The organism is Kovacikia sp. CALU 1929, from assembly GCF_056784235.1.
The window spans coordinates 1-18,750 of record NZ_JBXBCF010000027.1; the positions used below are offsets into that span (position 1 = coordinate 1).

Sequence of the window (18,750 nt, forward strand, 5' to 3'; positions counted from 1 at the left end):
ATAGATCTGCCCAAAATCGGGTATTGAGTCAGGTTAGACGCTCTATGCGCCGCAGATTTTGCTGGCCGAAGCCCAGCAATTGACCATGAGACTGTTATGAGACTGAAAATTGCTAGAAAACCAATTAATCGAGGTGCCCAACTATATATTCACCGTCAGATCTGCGGGATAACACCCTTATTGCCCAGAATTATCTACCAGATCTGCGGGATAATACCTTCTTTTTAAGGAATTAAACAGAAACTTTGCAGGTTAAGTCAGGGATTTTGGGGTGTTATCTGGCGCTTCTGATAGTTAATCCTGGAAATCTGGGGTGTTATCTAGCAAAAGTGACGGATAACACCCCCTAGATTGGTCTTATCCAGCATTAACCCATGTCTCAACCTCAACCGCCTAGACTGCTCGACCAAGTAAGGCAATCAATCCGCCTCAAGCATTTCAGCCTCAAGACTGAAAAATCTTATATTCACTACATCCGTGATTTCATTCTGTTTCACGACAAGCGCCATCCAAGGGAAATGGGGGTAGATGAGATCAGGTCTTACTTATCTCATCTAGCTCTTGAGCGAAACGTGGCAGCATCAACGCAAACAGTGGCACTAAGTGCCCTGTTATTCCTATATCGTCAGGTTCTGCAAGTTGAGTTGCCCTACATTGATGAAATTGAACGAGCAAAACGACCTGAACGGGTTCCAGTAGTGTTCACCCGTTCCGAGGTCAAGCAAATTTTGTCCCATCTAGATGGGGTGCATTACCTAGTCGTCAGTTTGCTCTATGGCAGTGGACTGCGTCTGATGGAATGTCTGCGGCTCAGAGTAAAAGATATGGATTTCGAGTATCAGCAGATTACTGTACGGGATGGTAAAGGCAGAAAAGATCGGATAACAATGCTACCCTCCTCAAGTATTGAACCTCTCAGGCAGCAACTTCAAAAGGCAAGGAGCTTGCATCAGCAGGATTTAGCATTAGGTTATGGCACAGTGGAATTGCCCTACGCTTTGGAACGTAAATATCCTAATGCAAATCGGAATTGGGGATGGCAGTTTGTATTTCCCTCCTGGAAGCGATCGCTCGATCCCCGGACTAAAACAGTGCGACGGCACCACCTCTATGAACAATCAGTTCAGCGAGCTGTAAAACAGGCAATTCGGCAGGCAGGAATCACTAAGCATGGGGGCTGTCACACCTTTCGGCACAGTTTCGCTACTCATTTGCTCGAAGATGGCTACGACATTCGTACTGTACAAGAGTTATTGGGTCATAAGGATGTGAAAACAACCATGATTTATACCCATGTGCTGAATCGAGGTGGGAGAGGGGTAAGAAGTCCGCTTGACTCGTAGACTCAATCTCTTTAGGAATGCGAACTCATTAAAAATGAAAAGTTAAAAATCCAAAATTGTTTCCAGTCGGAGTTTTTTATTACTTTTAATTTTACATTTTGAATGATTCATTGCCCTTAATACCCAGTACCCAGTACCCAACACCCAACTATGGGGATTTCTGCGGCTCCTTTTCCGGTTTTGGAGTCTGCTCTTGCAATAGAGTCACCGCTTTAAGTGCCTGTTGGGCAACGGCTTGCTGGGGATTCAGACCGATCGCCATTTGCAAAGCCTCGATCGCCTTGGGATACTGCTCCAGTTGGGCAAGTGCCAGTCCTAAGCCAGTCCAGGCTTCAGCATTAGTTTTGTCGAGTTGGATGGCTTGTTCAAAACTTTTCTGAGCATCCTTGTATTGCTTCAGGGCAACCAGGGCAGTTCCGTGGTTCTGCCAGCCCTGTGTCAGGTTAGGGTTGGCGATGATGGCACGGGTGGCAGACTCCAGCGCGGCGGGATAGTCGCCGAGGGACCACTGTAAAGCACTCAGATTTGCCCAAACAGAAGCATTTTTGGGATCTCGTTTGAGGGCTTCGGTGTAGGCATTGAGGGCATTTTGGGGTTTGTTCAGCGATCGCCAGATACGCCCCTGGTTTGCCCACGCCTGGGGGTCGTCGGGGTTAATTACCAGTGCCTTTTCCACCGAAGCCAGCGCCTCGTCATAGCGTTGGAAATACCACAGGACGACGGCGCGATCGCTCCACCCTTGTCCCCAGTCGGGGCGCATTCCCACGACCCGGTTTGCCATTGCCAGCGCTTCTTCTAACTTACCCACGCTGGTAAAAGCAAGGCTTTGTTGGTTCAGGGCATGGGCAATGGTTGCTTCGCCACCCCAAACGCCATCTCCCTGAATTGCCTTCTGACAGGCAGCCAGAGCCGCTTCTGCTTGTTGCAACTGGTTCAAGACTCGACACTGGGCAAGTAAGGTCTGGGACGAGGTGGGCTGGAGTTCGACTGCCCGGTTGTAGGCAATCAGAGATTCGGTCAGGCGTTGCAATTGACGCAGGGTTTCGCCCTGCTGGAACCACGTTGGTCCGTGATTGGGGTTGAGGAAGAGGGCGCGATCCAACGCCTGCACTGCAAGTTCCAACTCACCGGAGTTGCGGTGGGTCAGTCCCCGAATGTACCAGGCGATCGCCGGATTTTCGGAACCCCAGTTGCCATTGCCATTCAGGGCTTGCTGATAGGACTCGATCGCCGCCTGTTGCTGTCCCAGTTTTTCCAGTGCCTCCCCCCGGTAAAACAGGGTCAGGGAGTCATTGGGTGCCTGTTTCAATGCCTCCTCATAGACCTTAATCGCTTCCAGAAAAGCCTTTTCCTCGTTCAAAATCGTACTGCGGTAGTGGTGGGCGACCAGGGGAGAGCGATCGCTCCAGTTGGCATTCACCTGGAGGGCTTTGTCACAGGCGGCAACTGCCGCTTCCCTGTCTCCTAGTTCCTTCCAGGCGATGCACTGAGCGGTCAAAGCCTGGGAGTTTTTTGGCTGCCGTTTAAGTGCCTGCTCTAGGGAAGCGATCGCCTCCGGGTACTGCTGCAAACTCAGTTGCAAAGAACCGTAGCGCGCCCACAGTTGGGGGTCTCCCGGACGCAGTTCAATCGCCCGCTCGCAGGCGGTGACTGCTTCTGCTGGCTTACTTTTCGCCTGCAAAGTGCACAATTGTGCCCAGTAAGTGGGGTCTTTCAAATCCTGGAAGCGATCGCGGGCGGAGACGGACAGTGGCAACAGGGCACCTCCCAAGAAGGACAGGAGCGCCAGTGGAATTGCACGCTGGAAGTGAGTCATCATTGGCTAAACTGGGGCGGTTGCTCTGCGGGCGAGAGGCGATCGTCGAGGGTGGGAGACGGTGCGCCAAAGGGAGCAGGTTTGGGAGCAGCGGTTCCAGACCCAGGCGCACTGCCGGGTCCAGGGGCACCGCCGGGGGTAGCAGAGGCACCATCGCCGGAAGCAGCGGAGGATGGTGGGGGTGGGGGGGCTTCAGGCGGTTTAGGCTGAGTCGGATCGTAGGTTTCCAGGGTGACGGAACGGTTCAGGGGTTCGCCGGTTGCCGTTTTTGCCTGGAGAGTCAGGGTGGTGCTGCCCTGGGCACTGAGGGGAAAGTTGACCCTGCCGGTTAGGGGTACACTGCCGGGAGAAGGGGTTAGCTCGACCCGGGTGGTGGAGCCACCCTGGACTCGCCAACTGACCTGAACCTGGGGTACGGTGAGTCCAGGAGGGATTGGGACCAGGAGTTTGGCGGGTGCCTCTCGCCCATTGATTTGAAAGCTGAGAATCTGAGGAACGAGGGACTGAATCTTGACGATTTCCGTGGACTTGGGTTTGACCTCTGCCGCTGCTGGTTGTCCAGTGGCATCCGGGGTTGCCTGGGCAGTGGCACTGACTGCCTGCAATTCAAACCGATATTCGCCCACAGCGGTTAAGCCCGTGGGAACGTTGCGACAGAGCAGGACCGGACCTATCTGGCAATAGGGGGCGAGGGCTTCTGGTAGCTTGCCGGGGCTGGGAAACTCGTACCAGGACTGCCCAATCATTTTGCCCTCCTTATCCCGGCCCACCAGGTGCAGGGCAGTGATTTCTCCTGGCATGGTGACCGTCCAGTCGAGCCGCACACCGGCGCTATCAATCACCGGCAAAGTGGCTTCTGCGAGGGTAGCAGGTCCGGCTTCCCGGTAAATCAGCGACCTGGGCACCAGGGCAGTCACGGCTGGCGAAGGTTTGGCGGTAATTTCGACCGGAGTGGTTTTGACGGAGGTGGAGGCAAGCCGTCGCCGTTTGGGCACCAGAGTCAGTTCAAAGATGTACTTGCCCGGTTGAAAGGCATCTGTTCGCACCTGGCTACAAGTCAGTAAGGTATCCTGCTGGGTGCAGAAGGGTTGCAGGGCAGCGGGCAGTTGGTTGCCTTTGAAGTCGTAAACCAGCGGTCCACTGAGGATGTCTCCTTCGGGTCCATAGCCCGTTAGCTTCAAGGTTTGGATTTGTTCGGGATGTTCAATTTGCCAGCGCACCCGCGCCATGTCGTTGTTGAGTTCGGCATAGCGATTGTCCTCAGCGGCAAATTCCAAAACCTCCGGTGGAATGGGAGGGCGCAGAAAGTACCACCAAATCAGAAAGATCAAAGCACCCAAGAGTCCCAGGGTTGCCAGGACTGCCAGCAACAGTTGCCACCAGGGGCGGGGCATCCAGGTCAGATAGCCCTGGAGGGTTTCGGGGATAATTGGGTGCCGCTCTGGGTCGGTCAGATCTATCTGAAACGGGTAGACTTTGCCCGGTCCAAACCAGGGGCGAGTCCACCAGCGCTGGGGTCGTCCTTCCAGGGGCACCTGGGTAGTCACCTGGGGCGCAATCGTCAGAGCATCGGTGGACAAATCATAGATACAGGTACCGGGAGGAGTCAGGGGCTTAAGCTGAATCTGCACCTGCCGGGACGTGTTGCCTAGATTGGCAAACAGAAGCGTAAATTGGGCGGGACGATCGCGCACCTGCTCCTGAAGGATCTGCAACTGTGCCTGGAGCCGGTAGATGGGTTCCACCTGGAGATAAACCAGCCCCAGTAGTCCCAAGTCTGGATCATTTTCTGAGGCTAGGCGAAAGGTGGGCAGGTAATTTCCGGCAAGGGGCAGGATAGGGGGCAACAGGATGGCGCGGATTGTACCGCGATCGCCAGGATTGATGCCCAGGCTATCGGCAAGTTGCACCAGCCCCACACCGCCAAAATCTCGGGGATATTCCACCTGAATCCGCCAGTCATCCGGCAAGCCAGTGCATTCCAGCCGGAAGCGATCGACCCGCTCCGATCGGTTTTCAACCAGAAACTCGATCGTCGCAGGCACTGCCGGTTGCACCATCAGCGGGCGTTCCGGGGTAGTGACAGGGCTGAGGCTAAAGGTGGGGTCCTGGGTCGATGCGGTGGTTTCCGGTGCCAGAACTTGCAAGCGGCAACGGCTGGGCGGCAGGTAGCAGTCAGCATAGGCACCCTGGGGCGATGCCACCACTTCATAATCCAACCATTGGGGTTGGGCATCGGGGGGAACGGTGATGCAGAAAGTGAGTTCGCCACTTTTATCACGGGCTAAAGCCAGCCATTGTTCCCGCTGGTCACACCACTGCTGCAACAGGTCAGAGGGAGACTCCAGCCGCACCTGCACTACCGCATCCTGTTCTCCCCGGTTGGTCAGCGTTACACCCAGGTAATGTTTTGCCCCCGGTGTCACCCGGTCCCGGTCCCAGGCAGCCACCATAATGCTCAGGGGTTGGTAGGTCATGGCGTTACTTTCGGGAATCTGGTTGGCATTCATGCCCCACCTCCTGCCAGAACGGGACAGAAATCACCTCGTCGCCCCGCCTGGTCCAATCGCGCCCGATAGAGCCGCACCCGCCGATCATCGCCGCCGCTAGTGACCCAAATTTCACCGCGAGTTTCGATGATGTCTACAGTATTCACAGGTTTATTCAGTTGCGCCAGAACCCGTCCTTCTAAGTCGCTAGAGCGGCGCATCCCCTGTCCATCCAGTGCCCACAGTTTCACCTGTCCGTCATCCCCTGCACTTGCCAGAAAGCAACTATCCGCACTGAGGGCGATCGATCGCACCGGGCTACCCGCATGTCCCAACCACAGCTTTTCGGTGGGGGCACAGCGTCCCCGGTTTTGCAAACAAGCCTGGGTGTCCCACAGGCTGAGGCGGCCCTGGTTATCTGCAATGGCTAGTCGGTTGGGCTGCTGCTCCGCCACGCTGAAACTGGAGATATAGTCTGTGGGGCTACCGGCGGGGTAGGGAATCTCCAGCGTTGGGGCAGTGTTAGCGGCTGGATTGCCATTGGGTTTGATATCCATCATCAGGAAGCGATTGTAACGCCCACCCATTGCCAGATAGCGGTCTTCATTGCCCACCAGCGCCATGGTTTCAATCGTCAGGCGGGTGTTGTAGGCACGTTGGGGGATGGTTTGCTCCGGCACCATCCGGGTGACATCCCATTGCAGCACCAGCCCGCTGCCATGACCACTGAACAGGGTGCGAGAATCCCGGCTGAACACCAGGGAAAAAACGCGATCGTCCTTGTCTGGGGTAAGGCGCGATCGCTCCCCCGTCAGTAAATTAGCAATCTGGATCTCGCCATTCTCAAACCCCAGGGCAACCTGGTCATTGTTCACCGGACGGTACCGAATCACCCGGATTGCCCGTCTCAAATTGCCAGAGTGGCTTTGGGAGCGGAGTTGTTTTCCCTCTGCCCGCCAGCGTCGGAAGGTCTGATCATCGGAACCGCTGACGACCTCCGTTCCCTGCCCATTGAATTGCACCGAGTTGACGGGACCACGATGCCCCGGATCGGTCAGCAAGAACCATGCCAGTGTCCCCAGCCCTAGTGCCAGCAGGGTGCCCAATATCTGTAACCAGAGGGGAATCACCGGAAACACATGCACCTGGAGGGTTTGCGTTTCAGGCTGGAGCGGAATGGGCGATTCCAGCGGCTGTGCCGATACCTCAAATCGGTGTAACCGCGCCCATCCTAACCAGGGCAACCGTCGCTGAATATAAAGGGGAATGGTACTGCTACCAACGGGGAGTGGCAGCGTCGAGGAGTCTGCCAGAGACACCCCTGGGGGCAACAGGGTGGGAGCTGGGTCAACCTCCAGCGATCGCGATTTCTGCCAAAACCTGCGCCGTTTCGGATTCAGATCCCTGACCCTGAACTGCACCATCGGTTCCAGATTGCTCCGGTTCTCAAACTGAAGCCCAAAGGTGGCAGTCCCCTGAGTCGGGTTTTGCCAGCGCCCTAAGACTTCTGGGATAGCCGCTTCCCAAGGTTCACAAGCAAATAACACTTCCCCCGCAGGAAGGACATGGAACTGCCCGGTAGTAACGACCGTGGGGAAGCGCCCAGTCGCCTCCAGTTGCAGGGGATAGATCTGGCTGGGTGCCTCCATCGGGGCAGGCACCTCACACTCAAACCGCACCTGTAAAGGTTTACCAAAGGGCACCACCAGGGTTTGTAGAATTCCCTCTGGAAACCAGCGATCGGGTAAACCGGAAAGGCGCAGGGTCACTTCCTGGGGCGATCGCGTCGGGTTATGAACCTGGGCAACAATGCCAACTCGCTCACCCGGACTCGCCTGAATCGATGGCACAATCAAAGACAGATTGGGCGGTTGTCCCTGAAACCCTTCTGCCAGCAGCCGCAACGGTTGGCGATCGTACTGACTGTCCAGTTCCCGCGAGGTGACTTCCACCGTCAGGTCAATTGCCCCCCGAAACTGCTGAGCAATCGGCGGCAAATCAAAAATCTCAATTTTGAAGCGGGTGCTGTCGCCGACTGGAATCTTGGAAGATACGGAGGGAGTCAGCCGATACCAGGATTTGTTCACACCTGGGAGGCTCCCGGCTGCCAGGAGCCTGAGTTGGAAGGAGGCAAAGCGATCGCTGTCGTTGTAGACCGTGACATAAAACACATCCGTGGTCTGACTGGCATTCAGGGACACCTGCCGACTTGATAGCTCTGTAATAATCTGCTTTTTCGCAGCGGCAGGTTCAATCATCACCTCATACTCCTTGGATGGCACATTGGGCACCTGGCAAGCAGGGCACCTCAGACAGAAAACTGAACCCGTTGCCGCAGGTTATCGGTGGGGGGAACTTCTGAAACAGCAGGTAGCGGTTGCATCGCCTGCACCCACTGATGTCGTTGAGCCGCAAAATGCAATAGATTAATCCCCCACTCCTGGGCAGACCGCAGCACTTCCCGGGGCTGTTCTGGCACTGCTTTGCGACCCCAGCAGTGGCTCAGGTCGCCCACCATTAATACCAGCCCATCCCAGTTTTTGACATAGATGGGATGCCCCTGACAGGTCGGTAGCTGGCTGAATATAAAGGGCTGCCAGCGCAGGGGATGGTCATCATCCAGTTCCCCATTGCCTGTGAAGGATAAACCCAGACGGGGGGCGATCGCCCCCAGGGGTTGCTCAATTTCAGCCAACCGTTGGCTGACGGCATTTTGGTTGGCTATGATTTCTGCCTCAAGTTGGGCACCCGTCTGTTCAAACAGATCCCGATCGCGTTCGGCTTCTGCCAAGCCCGCCCGAAGTTCCCGTCCGATATTTAACAATTCCAACAGGTTGACTTCGGCAAAGTCGGCAACGACCAGCAACACTCCACCCTGAGCCAGATAGAGCTGTAGGCGTTGCAAAACCGGACTCATCAGCCGCAGCAGAATGCTGTAGGGGATGTAGAGCAACTGGCTACCAGTGACCGACTCCCGTGCTAAGGATTGGGCAGGCAGCGTTTGGATGGTGGGATTGCCGTGCAGCAGAGGATACAGCCCATCCAGCGATCGCAGCAGGTCTACCCAGCCATTCAGGGTAATGCTATCGCTGGGGCGATCGCTGGTTATCTGCCCTACCTGCACCCGAAACTGAGGATAGGGCTTGGGATGGCAACGCCCCCGAAAATCGAGCTGGTTAGTACCGGGAGAAAAGACATCAGTAGGCGGCTGAATTTGGGTGGTTCCGGGTAACAACAAAATCCGGCAAATTTCCACATCGCCCGGCTCCAGGTGCAATTTTTCGACAATCCGAAAACTTTCCCGCACGACCTGGGTAGCGGGAATACCCCGTAGAGTATCCGGATCGACATAGTTGACCGCCAGGTGGACCAGCAGAGATTGACCTTCCGTGGGTTCTGAGACAATCCGAAATTCTTCCGGTTCCTTAACGACGATCGGATTGCCCTCAACATCGATCGCAATCCCCGGTTGAACCTGCAACAACCGCCCATCCCCTTGCCCAGGTAAAGTGGCTACGCCTAAACCGTAGACAATCCCTGGTTCATAGAGTGCCTGGTACTGAAAGTTTTGGCGCTGGCGGTGGTATCGATGCGCCTGCTGCCACCGCTCGGCATTGATCGCCAGCCCATCGCTAATGTGCAGCCGCTCAAAGGCTTCCAACCGGGGATAGGCACGAAACTCAGACATGGACAGCCTCCTCGATCGGGACAATCTGTAGGTCGTAGGTGCAAACAACGGGCTTTTCCTGCTCAATGATAGAACGCACCAGCGTTTCATCCAGGAATTGCCCCACCTGGGGGCATAATTTGACGCTGAAATGCAGGGGTCTGCCGCCGCCCAGAATTGCAGTCGGTCCTATATCGGTTTCCCCCAGCACAAACCCCTGGCGAGTTGCCGTATGGATTTGAATCGGCTGCTCATGTAGAGGGCGGGTGGCATCTCTCAAGGGCAAGCCTGTGTAGAGATGGAGGTAAAGTTCTAAGCCCCGCCGGGTTCCCCGCCAGCGGTAAATTTCCATTGCCCGCCGAATCAGCGATCGCTGCCGTTCCACACTCCAGGTCGCTTCATTTTGCCAACCGACCCACTGTGCTAGAAAGGGGAGTAGGGCTTCCGGGGCAGTCAGGGGATCTAAATACGCCCAGAGCGTCTGTAAAGTGTTAACCGCAGGCTCAAACGACTGCTCAAAAATCTTCAGGAAGCGTCCAATAAAGTCCACTTCTCGATAGACACTGGGTAAAAACTCAGGATAGAGGCTACGGGGACGCAGGAAGAGGCGAAAGGGTTCGCTTGCCAGCAGTTCTCCGGCACGGTCTGATGCAGGCAACCCATACACCCGCACTTCCCCCTGATAGTCCAGGGTCAGGGTTTGCTCCGGTGCCAAAGCCTGTTTGCCCTCAAAAAAAAGGGGATCGGGGCGAAAGCGGACGACTGCCTCGGTGGGGCGCTGGGGCTGGAGTTCGGTGCCTTCCGTGTAGAGGGTATACCAGGCAAGAGGAAAATTCCCATCCACCTGAAGCTGATAGTTGAGGATATGGTCGCCCCGATGCTCTAACCGCACCAGCAGTTCCGAGGCTTCTCCCGGACACAGACAGAGATGGGGAAAGGTGGTGGCTCCGCTGTCTGCCAGGGCACCCCAGGTCGAGAGAGAAACCTCGCCAGCAGAGGGCGGGTTTGTCACGGACATGGGTAACAGTTGCAAGCGAAGGGTGCGGCGATCGGCACGCTGGCTCATAGGTCTGCCTCCTCACCCAGCAGTTGCACCCGATGAGCCGATTGCCGCTCCACATCTGCCCAGGAGCAAATAACCCCCGTGGGTCCTGGATAGACAATACCACCGGATACCAGTTGGCGCTGCCAACCCGTTTCTGGACGCAGTTCAAAGATCTGAACGGTTTCCAGGAATTGCACCCCCGGTGTGTTCTGGAATAGCCTTACCAGGTCAGATTGATAGAGGGGCATCCCCATTTCCCAACCCTCGCCATGCCGTCCACCCGTGGCGGGATTGAGCAACTGATAAAGCGCCTGGAGCAACTGTCGCCGTAAGCCAACCCGTGCCATGCCAATCTGATAATCCGGTTCCACCCCCAACACTGCCTGCACCGAAACCCCCACATAGTTGGGTTCCTGAAGTTGCAACTGGGTACCCAGCAGGCAGCGATCGCCCAAAAACTGCTCAATTTCATGCCGCAACGGCAAACTCAGGGCAAACCTCTCTGGGGCAACTCCCTGCTCCAGGTTTTGCATCATCACACGGGGCACCACATAAACCGTCGCTACGCCAGGAGGATTTGCCGGTTGCTGCCGGGGACAGTATGCCCGTGCCACTGCCCGACTGGATTGTAGAGTCAGGGTTTCATAGTCTTCTGGGGTGACTGCCCGGTTATGGGTCCGCAGCAGGCGCGGAACTCGCAGAACCGCCTCTTCCAGGCTTTCTTCGTTAGCACCATCCCGCGCTGGTTCTAGATTGGTCACCTGTCGGATATAGGGCAGGGCGGTTTTGAGAATGTGGAGTGCCGCTTTGGGCACATTGCCCTGTTCCCCACCCCCCGTCCGATAGGAAACCATGTGCAGCAAAGCCCCCCGTGGTGGCACCGCACCGTACTGGTTTTCCAGAGTTTCAACCCGTTCCATCTCTGCCTGAGCCGGGGAATGCCCCTGCCACTGCACCTGTCGCCGCAATTGCACTTCTTCCTGCAAGTGCTTCGGTTCCCGAATCAGGGGACCAAACTGGATGCGTCCGGTACGGGAATCCAGGGTGTAGTGGCGATCGCTGGGACCCGATGCGGAAAAATTATCCACCTCCTGCCACTGCTGGGGCGGCTCTCCAGACGGAGTCACCTGGAGATATTCTCCCTCCTTGCGTTCCAGGATGCCCTGGGATTGCAGGTAAAAGCTCTGTCCAGGTGTTCCCATACTTTCGCCCACCAGTTCATTCGTAATGTGGGAACACTGGCTGGCACGAATTCGCCCACCCGTGGTTTGGGCAACCAGCGTCGTTAACTGGGGCGATCGGCTGAAGCGATCGACCGTGGACTGAACACAGCGACAACGCAACCAGCGCCCGTAATAGCCTGCAAAGGTGGCTGCTACCCAGGTCAGCGGCATGTGCAGCGTCACGTCTGCCTCACTTAGCCCTGCTAACCCACGCCGTTCCACATCGTCAAAGCTGAAGCCTTTGGTGCCATCGTCTTCCTCCTTTAGTAGCACCGGATGCCATTCGATCCCATCCCAGGCTTCCCACTGGCGGGGTGGACGTTTGGGGTTAATCCCAGTGGAGCCTGCCGGTTCCCCTTCAATGGTTAATTGAATGATGCTGCCATCTAGCGGTTGACTGGCATCAAACACTAAATAAAAACAGTCCCCTGGTTGCGGCATGATTTGAAAAAGGGGTTGCTGCCGCCCGTTCCAGCGTCCCGCATCGTCCCGTACCCACTGGTTAGTCAGGCGATCGCGCACCTGTTGGGGCAATCGCGTCTTCTCCTGTTCCTCTTTTTGTTGAATTTCTTCGACAGTTAGCACGCGCTCCGTTGTGGTCGGCTCTTCTGCCGCTTCTTCAGTCAGAAAATAGCGGATCCAGGGATAGCCCAGCCGCAATTCCTGATCGGTACTGAAGACAATCGCAATGTCAGCCTCCGTCCGTTCGGTGGCAACCTCAGCCCCAGCCGGGATCGATGGAATTGACCCTGCGGCATCCTGGGGACGGGTCAGGTAAAAGGCTAAAACGGTGTGGGCAGGAGCCGAGGGCTGCAACTGAATGCCCAATAATTCCAGAAAGACTACGTAGTTACGGCGTGGCACCTGGTTAAACCGCAACAACATTTGATCGGTCAGCCACGCAAACAGTTCAATCAGGGTAACGCCGGGATCGGAAGGGTTGTGATGCGTCCACTCTGGGCAATAGCGGGGAATGCGGAGCAGGCATTCATCGACCAGATCCTTAAAGGTGCGATCGTCCAGATTCGATTTGGGTAGCTGAGTTAAAAAATCAAAATCCACAAGCCTTCCCCACCGTAAAACAATAAACTTGCAACTTGCCCCGCCCTACAACCCGGTTTCACCTACCCCGTTTCCCCATCCCCCCATCACCCACCCCTACTTCAGAACCTATGCCTCCAGATCCCCAGGCAGCAGGTAAAAGGGATAGACCAGGCTGCGGGAGTCATGGCTATCCTTTGGGTGATAGTTGATTGTGATATCCACCCGCCCTCGCACCGGATCCGGATCGGTCAAAATTTCATCCAGTTCGATCCGGGGTTCCCACGCTTCCAGTGCCTCTTCCACATAGAGCCGCATCAGTAATAGGGTATGGGTATTCAAAGGTGCAAATACCAGATCGGATAGGCGGGAACCAAACTCAGGGCGGTAAACCCGCTCACCCAGACTGGTACGCAGAATCAGGTGAATCGATTCCTCCAGGTTTTGCCCTTCCGAACTGAGTTGCAAGCTACCTTGGACACTGGTTTTGAGGGGAAACCCGATGCCTTTTCCAATCGGAGCGGTCATAACTGCGGCACTCTAAAGGTGGATTAGAAGTACCTTCCAATGTATTGAGCAGTCAGCATTCAGGCTATTTGACGAAAGTTAGGGATTAGGGCTGAAGTTCATGCTTTAACCCAGCCTGCGGGCTAACCAGATGAGTTCTTGCTGAACCAATTTCGCATAGGAACCTGCCCTCTCTTTAGCCGCTGGGTTAATCAACCCCCTCCCCCCTCATTTCATCCACATTGAACAGGCTGATCAGCACACCCGCGATCGGGATTGACAGAAAAACACCTACTAAACCCGCCACTCTGGCACCCACTAGTAAGGCAAAAAACATGACCACTGGATTCATATTGATTGAACCTTGCATAATGCGCGGCATCAATAAATTTTCTTCAACCTGTTGCAGCAGAATACAGCCAACCAAAACCTTTAAACTGGTCAATACCCCCTGGGGCAGAACAATGATGGAAATCAAACTAATGCCTAAAGTGGCTCCAATCCCAGGAATCAGATCAAATACCCCTGCGATCGTCGCCAGCACCAACGGATAGGGAACACCCAGCACAATAAACACTAGAAACGCTGAAATTCCGAAAAAGATAGACAGTAGTAATCGTCCCCAAAAGAAACCTAGAAAATTTTGTTGAATGATAGTAGTCAAACTGTGACGAAAATCTCTAGGCACTGGTTTAAGCACAAAATTCCACAGCCGCTTACCATCCAGTAGCATAAAGAACGCCACTACAGCGATCAAAACCAGATCAACTAAATTTGTCAGCAAGTTTTGAAGTGTTGCGAAACCTATACCAATACCAGCTAAGACCTGGTTACGAAGCTGCTGCTCAAGCTCACTAAAATCAGCACTAATATTCCATTGAGTCAATAGTTTTTGCAGGTTTTCAATCCAAGAGATCGCCACATTTAAGGATTCTGGAGCCTGCTTAAGTAGTTGCTGCGCCTGGGACACAATTGCCAGCCCTAAGGTTGCTACTAATCCCGCAAAGATCAGAATTGCCAACAGAAACACGACTATCACAGCCAGGGATCGGGGAATGAAGCGGGCAACCCACCGTACCGGATAGTTGAGCAGAAATGCCAGGATCGCAGCAAAAATAAAGATAACCAGCACCGTCTGAAAATACGCCAGCACCTGTACAATCGCCCAACCCAGGGCAAATAGGAGCAGGTAGCGGACCAGCTTTATCGTAGTCAATTGTTCCCAAAAGGTGCTGGTTTCTCGTTCATTCATACTGTTAGTTGCGGCATTGCTGAATGGTAGTAGAATTCTTCATCACCTCGAAGGAAACTTCAAGGTTTTCAGCCATCGCTTCATCTCTGAAATCAGCAACGCCTCAGTTCTCATCAAGAAGCCTGAACTGGGTTAATGGCATGTAAGCCACACTCTTTCTTGCCAGCATCTTCCCACCACCAGCGCCCTTCTCGCTCATGCTGATTGGGTAAAACTGGGCGGGTGCAAGGTTCACAGCCAATGCTAACAAATCCCCGTTCATGCAAAGGATTGTAGGGAATTTCATAGGAGCGGATGTACATCCAAACATCGGCAGAAGACCAGTTGGCGAGGGGATTGAATTTAATCAGGGAGCGATCGCCGGTCGAAAACGCCGTATCTGTCTGAATCACAGGCACACTGGCACGGGTAGAAGGGTTTTGATCCTTACGTTGCCCCGTAATCCAGGCATCCAGGGTAGCCAGCTTGCGACGCAGGGGAGCCACCTTGCGAATATCACAGCACTCCTTATGCCCATCCTCATAGAAACTGAACAGTCCCTTCGCCTTTACCAAGGCTTCTATCTGGGCAGTATCCGGATACATCAGTTCAATCTCAATCCCATAATGCTTTCTGACGCGATCGATAAACTGATAGGTCTCAGGATGCAGCCGACCCGTATCCAGGCTAAAAACACTGACATCACGCTTAATTTTGCAAGCCATGTCAATCAAAACAACATCTTCAGCCCCACTAAAAGAGATCGAAATGTTGTCAAATAAGGTCAATGCCCGTTCCAGAATTTTTTGGGGACTCTGGCTAGAAAGCTCTGCCTCAAGAGCGGGAATGTCTAGTTCAGCAATGTTCTGCCCCGTCAACTGCGTCATAATGGGTCTTCCTTAGAAGCGGTGTTCGCCTTAGAAAAGGATGTTTTCTTTCACCGTCCCATTCTATCAAGCAGGTGTCCCACGGCTGAACCAAGCCAGTCAGCGTTGGTGTCAAAAGGAGAACACCATTCGCACATAAAATTCCCAAACGGTACTGGAACGACGATTGTCGGGATTGGTGATAACCATTAAACCAGGGGTAAAGCTGATATTCTCATTCAACAAAAAGCTGTAAAACCCTTCCACATTCGTTTGGGTCGCGTTGCCCAGTCCTCCACTGACAAACGGTTGCCCAATTGCCAAGCCTGCGGTTGAGTCAGGAATAACAATATTACGGACGATAGTACCAATTGCCCAGGTTTGGGGGGTGAGGTCGAGGGTTTGACCCAAAAATGGATTAAAGCCCCGGTATGTGCCAATCCCATAGCGACCAAAGATCCCAAACTGCTTATTCCAGGTCCATTCCACATTCATCCCACCGGCATAGATATCCATACCATTGATAGCGGCACGGGTGAACTGCAGGCGGGTAACGAAATCCCGGTTTAACGCATATTCCAACTCAAGGCTGCCCTGATAGCGATCGCCAAACAGTCCACCGTCGGTCATCCCTGCCTGGGGGCGATCGGCATCGGTGGCAGCGTAAAGGGCTTTTACTGACAGAGAAGAACCACCCGGTTGCCAGCGAACGACTGCCCCTGCCCCTCCCGGTCGATCGACTTGATTCTGGACAATCAGCGGATTGCTCATGAAAAAGCTGGAAGCAAAGTTTCTATCAGAGGCGTTCGCAAAACGATTGTAGTCAATGAAATCTCTGGGGTTCAGGCGCGTGCCCACCGTCAGGCTGAGATCGGCTGTGGGCTGAAAGGTATAGTGCAGCTTGCTGACCTGCACGGCTCTGTCAACCCCAACATAGTCTAGCCCGCCTCCATCAGCCAACAGTCCCAGCGTTCCCAGCAAATTAATTCCCCGACTTTGGGCACGGCTGACCGCATCACCGCCCGCATTGCCAGCCTCCAATTGGGTCAACAGCAGATCGTTACCTGAAAAACTGGTTTGCAGGTTAAGGCGAATACGGGATACGGTTGTGAACGGTGCCCCAGAACCGTCGGTAATCACCGCAATGCTTTGTCCAGTCAACCGGGTAGTGATCGAAAACTGTTGACTTTCTCGGTTGCCCAGCCTGCGGTCCAGGAGATCAAGACGAGTGTCCAAATTAGCGGCAATGCTTCCGTAGGATTCCTGAAGCCGCCGCAGGGTTGAAAAGTCCTCTCGAATTCTGGCAATTTCGCCCGTTGCAAACAGTTCTTCAAGTTTAGTAAAAACCTGGCTCAGGACAACCGCGAACTCATGCCGGGTAAGCGGACGATTGCCGCGAAAGGTTGCGTCTGGATAGCCGGTAAAAACGTTGTAGCGTTCAATTAAGGATTGCAATGCCTGGTATGCCCAATCGGATGGATGCACATCAGCCAACTCAGCAATGGAGCGCACCTGTGCCATTGAATTGGTTTCTGTCTCTTCAAAGTCAGGACAACCAATTGGGGGGCGATCGCCCTCCACCCCATCCATTTCACTGGGACAGACTCTGAGATTTAGATCAGACTGAGTTGCATCTTTAACTGGAGCAATAACCTGTTCTGGAACTGGCGCAGCCACCCAAAATGATGTCTGGGAGAAAACCAGCCAATAGCAAAGTCCCCCAAACAGCCAATTCACTTTTCTCACGTTGCAATCCTCACCCAGACATCGATTAGGTAGCTCTTTAGACAAAAACAACCCAAATCTAATTCCATCAGGAGCATTTTAAAGGAGGAAAGAGGGAATCGCCGATTGGCTCTTTCCTCTACCCATTGTTCCACCCTTCTTTCGACTCAATCTTTCACCTAGACCGTTGCAGCTTGCGAGTCCTCTACCTTGCTAGAACGGTGGGTACTGAGTTGAATCAGTTCAACTTTATACCCGTCCGGATCTTCAACAAAGGCAATGACAGTCGAGCCGTGCTTCATCGGACCCGGTTCGCGGGTTACTTTGCCGCCACGCCCTTTAATCGCATCACAGGTGGCATAAATATCATCGACCCCGATCGCAATATGCCCATAGGCATCCCCAAGATTATACTGTTCGGTGCCCCAGTTATAGGTCAACTCAAGCACCGTATGGTCTGATTCGTCCCCATAGCCGACAAAAGCCAGGGTAAACTCGCCGCCCGGATAGTCCTTTCTACGGAGCAGTTTCATCCCTAAGACCTCGCAGTAGAACTTGAGAGATTCTCCCAGGTTGCCAACGCGCAACATTGTATGAAGTAGTCGCATAGTTTAGATAGTAGGTAGTAGGTGGGGGAGTTGTTAGAGAGAGGAGGGGGAGCAGAGGGGAGGAGGAGCAGGGGGATTCCGAAACTCTTAACTTTCAATTCTCAACTTTCAATTCTCAACTTTGAACTTTATAATCCCCCGCTCCATTCTGAATAATCACAGGGGACCAATTGCGAGGGTCTTGACCTGTTTGGCACCAGAAAGGGGAGGGGGTTGAAAGGTGAGGCGGGTCACTGTGGGGTCAGCAACCCGGCGCAGGACACGTTCGGTGATGACAATGTCAAAGCCTGCTGACTGACCGGATAGGACGATTTGCTGTAGGAGAGCTGTTTTGGGATCGACAAAGGCGCGAATGGAAAAGTCTTCCTTGTCAATATACTCATAGCCATAAAGCTCCTGCCCGTCAATGGTCTGAGTAGTGCCCTTGACAGCTAGATTCTCGGACAGTCCCAGGTCTTTCTGCACTTTTGGATCAGATAGCGCCCCCTGAGCAATAGTTTTCCTGGCTTCTGGAGGAATTTCTAAGAACCATAGGGAAGACATACCAATCCAGTAGTTATCATCGACCTGCCCAAACTTCTCGTAGGGGATAATCGCGTATTGCTTCAAATCAGGGCGGGAGATCCACACCTGTTTACCGTCAGAAACCACAATGCTATCGGGTTGGTTGGAGTTTTTGGAGTCGGGGAAAGTAATTTCTGCCCGGAACTGATTAGGGGACTGGACGAGGGTGTTCACTCTGGCAGTGGAGATCAGGCTGGTGCTGTTGGAGGTGGCTTTGACCTGAATTTCTGACTCGGTCCGGTAGCGATCGCCCTGGAGGAAAGCCGCACTGGCTTTTGCCAGCAAAGACAAGTCGAGGTTGCCCCCAAGCTGACTAAGTAGTTTGGGCAGATAGGTTGGTCGCAGGGGAGAAATGGGTAAATTTGATCGGTATCCCTGGCTGGGGGGAGCAACCGCAGCCGCCTGGGGGAGGAGCATCGGTTTAGCCGGAAAAGTCACCGCCCTGGACAAAGCAACGATTTCTCCGGATACGAGCAAAAAACCAAACATAGCAACCGTTCTGACAATCACGTTCATAGCTAGATGATTTGTTCCGCTACGATATTAATCCTTAAATGAATCCTCCATTAAGCGATTAAATAACTGGTACAGGTTGGCGGTTTGTGGGAACTACGTAATTAGTTGA

13 protein-coding genes are annotated in these 18,750 nt (G+C 54.0%); 1 reads left to right on the plus strand and 12 read right to left on the minus strand.

The features are described from left to right. Positions 1 to 374: 374 nt before the first annotated feature. Positions 375 to 1,343 carry an integron integrase gene (locus AC1S52_RS01820; protein WP_482027335.1) on the plus strand — a complete coding sequence of 323 codons (969 nt, stop codon included), beginning with the start codon at positions 375 to 377 and terminating at the stop codon, positions 1,341 to 1,343. 148 nt (positions 1,344 to 1,491) lie between these two features. On the opposite strand, the gene AC1S52_RS01825 is transcribed toward AC1S52_RS01820, so the two are convergent. The 12 genes from AC1S52_RS01825 to AC1S52_RS01880 form a co-directional block, all read right to left on the minus strand. Further along, entirely contained in the window at positions 1,492 to 3,162 is a 1,671-nt protein-coding gene (locus AC1S52_RS01825; protein ID WP_482027336.1) for a tetratricopeptide repeat protein, read from the minus strand. Continuing rightward, positions 3,159 to 5,669 (minus strand): COG1470 family protein, encoded by a 2,511-nt coding sequence (locus AC1S52_RS01830; protein WP_482027337.1) that lies wholly within the window; start codon positions 5,667 to 5,669, stop codon positions 3,159 to 3,161. Before AC1S52_RS01830 ends, AC1S52_RS01825 begins: the two co-directional genes overlap by 4 nt. After that, positions 5,666 to 7,930, minus strand: coding sequence for a hypothetical protein (locus AC1S52_RS01835; protein WP_482027338.1), 2,265 nt, complete (start codon positions 7,928 to 7,930; stop codon positions 5,666 to 5,668). The genes AC1S52_RS01830 and AC1S52_RS01835 overlap by 4 nt, the downstream gene beginning before the upstream one ends. Before the next feature lie 26 nt (positions 7,931 to 7,956). Next, positions 7,957 to 9,336, minus strand: coding sequence for a hypothetical protein (locus AC1S52_RS01840; RefSeq protein ID WP_482027339.1), 1,380 nt, complete (start codon positions 9,334 to 9,336; stop codon positions 7,957 to 7,959). Then, positions 9,329 to 10,381, minus strand: a complete 1,053-nt coding sequence (locus tag AC1S52_RS01845; RefSeq protein ID WP_482027340.1) for a phage tail protein — start codon at positions 10,379 to 10,381, stop codon at positions 9,329 to 9,331. Before AC1S52_RS01845 ends, AC1S52_RS01840 begins: the two co-directional genes overlap by 8 nt. Next, positions 10,378 to 12,645 (minus strand): putative baseplate assembly protein, encoded by a 2,268-nt coding sequence (locus tag AC1S52_RS01850; protein WP_482027341.1) that lies wholly within the window; start codon positions 12,643 to 12,645, stop codon positions 10,378 to 10,380. The genes AC1S52_RS01845 and AC1S52_RS01850 overlap by 4 nt, the downstream gene beginning before the upstream one ends. Before the next feature lie 108 nt (positions 12,646 to 12,753). Further along, complete coding sequence (locus tag AC1S52_RS01855) at positions 12,754 to 13,152, minus strand: GPW/gp25 family protein (protein ID WP_482027342.1); 399 nt, start codon at positions 13,150 to 13,152, stop codon at positions 12,754 to 12,756. Positions 13,153 to 13,339: 187 nt separating this feature from the next. Further along, positions 13,340 to 14,383 carry an AI-2E family transporter gene (locus tag AC1S52_RS01860; RefSeq protein WP_482027343.1) on the minus strand — a complete coding sequence of 348 codons (1,044 nt, stop codon included), beginning with the start codon at positions 14,381 to 14,383 and terminating at the stop codon, positions 13,340 to 13,342. Between the two features lie 113 nt (positions 14,384 to 14,496). Further along, complete coding sequence (locus AC1S52_RS01865; RefSeq protein ID WP_482027344.1) at positions 14,497 to 15,249, minus strand: phosphoadenylyl-sulfate reductase; 753 nt, start codon at positions 15,247 to 15,249, stop codon at positions 14,497 to 14,499. A 111-nt stretch (positions 15,250 to 15,360) separates the two neighbouring features. Next, the gene (locus AC1S52_RS01870; RefSeq protein WP_482027345.1) at positions 15,361 to 16,974 is read right to left on the minus strand and encodes an iron uptake porin; all 1,614 of its coding nucleotides are present in this window, start codon (positions 16,972 to 16,974) and stop codon (positions 15,361 to 15,363) included. A 158-nt stretch (positions 16,975 to 17,132) separates the two neighbouring features. Then, the gene (gloA, locus tag AC1S52_RS01875; RefSeq protein ID WP_482027346.1) at positions 17,133 to 17,561 is read right to left on the minus strand and encodes a lactoylglutathione lyase; all 429 of its coding nucleotides are present in this window, start codon (positions 17,559 to 17,561) and stop codon (positions 17,133 to 17,135) included. Between the two features lie 156 nt (positions 17,562 to 17,717). Further along, entirely contained in the window at positions 17,718 to 18,641 is a 924-nt protein-coding gene (locus AC1S52_RS01880; protein WP_482027347.1) for a LolA family protein, read from the minus strand. Between the last annotated feature and the right edge of the window lie 109 nt (positions 18,642 to 18,750).

Coding starts and splice junctions, on each gene's coding strand:
- AC1S52_RS01845 (WP_482027340.1), bottom strand. CDS start 10,381: ATGAGCCAGCGTGCCGATCGCCGCACCCTTCGCTTGCAACTGTTACCC.
- AC1S52_RS01840 (WP_482027339.1), bottom strand. CDS start 9,336: ATGTCTGAGTTTCGTGCCTATCCCCGGTTGGAAGCCTTTGAGCGGCTG.
- AC1S52_RS01860 (WP_482027343.1), bottom strand. CDS start 14,383: ATGAATGAACGAGAAACCAGCACCTTTTGGGAACAATTGACTACGATA.
- gloA (WP_482027346.1), bottom strand. CDS start 17,561: ATGCGACTACTTCATACAATGTTGCGCGTTGGCAACCTGGGAGAATCT.
- AC1S52_RS01830 (WP_482027337.1), bottom strand. CDS start 5,669: ATGAATGCCAACCAGATTCCCGAAAGTAACGCCATGACCTACCAACCC.
- AC1S52_RS01820 (WP_482027335.1), top strand. CDS start 375: ATGTCTCAACCTCAACCGCCTAGACTGCTCGACCAAGTAAGGCAATCA.
- AC1S52_RS01880 (WP_482027347.1), bottom strand. CDS start 18,641: ATGAACGTGATTGTCAGAACGGTTGCTATGTTTGGTTTTTTGCTCGTA.
- AC1S52_RS01825 (WP_482027336.1), bottom strand. CDS start 3,162: ATGATGACTCACTTCCAGCGTGCAATTCCACTGGCGCTCCTGTCCTTC.
- AC1S52_RS01855 (WP_482027342.1), bottom strand. CDS start 13,152: ATGACCGCTCCGATTGGAAAAGGCATCGGGTTTCCCCTCAAAACCAGT.
- AC1S52_RS01865 (WP_482027344.1), bottom strand. CDS start 15,249: ATGACGCAGTTGACGGGGCAGAACATTGCTGAACTAGACATTCCCGCT.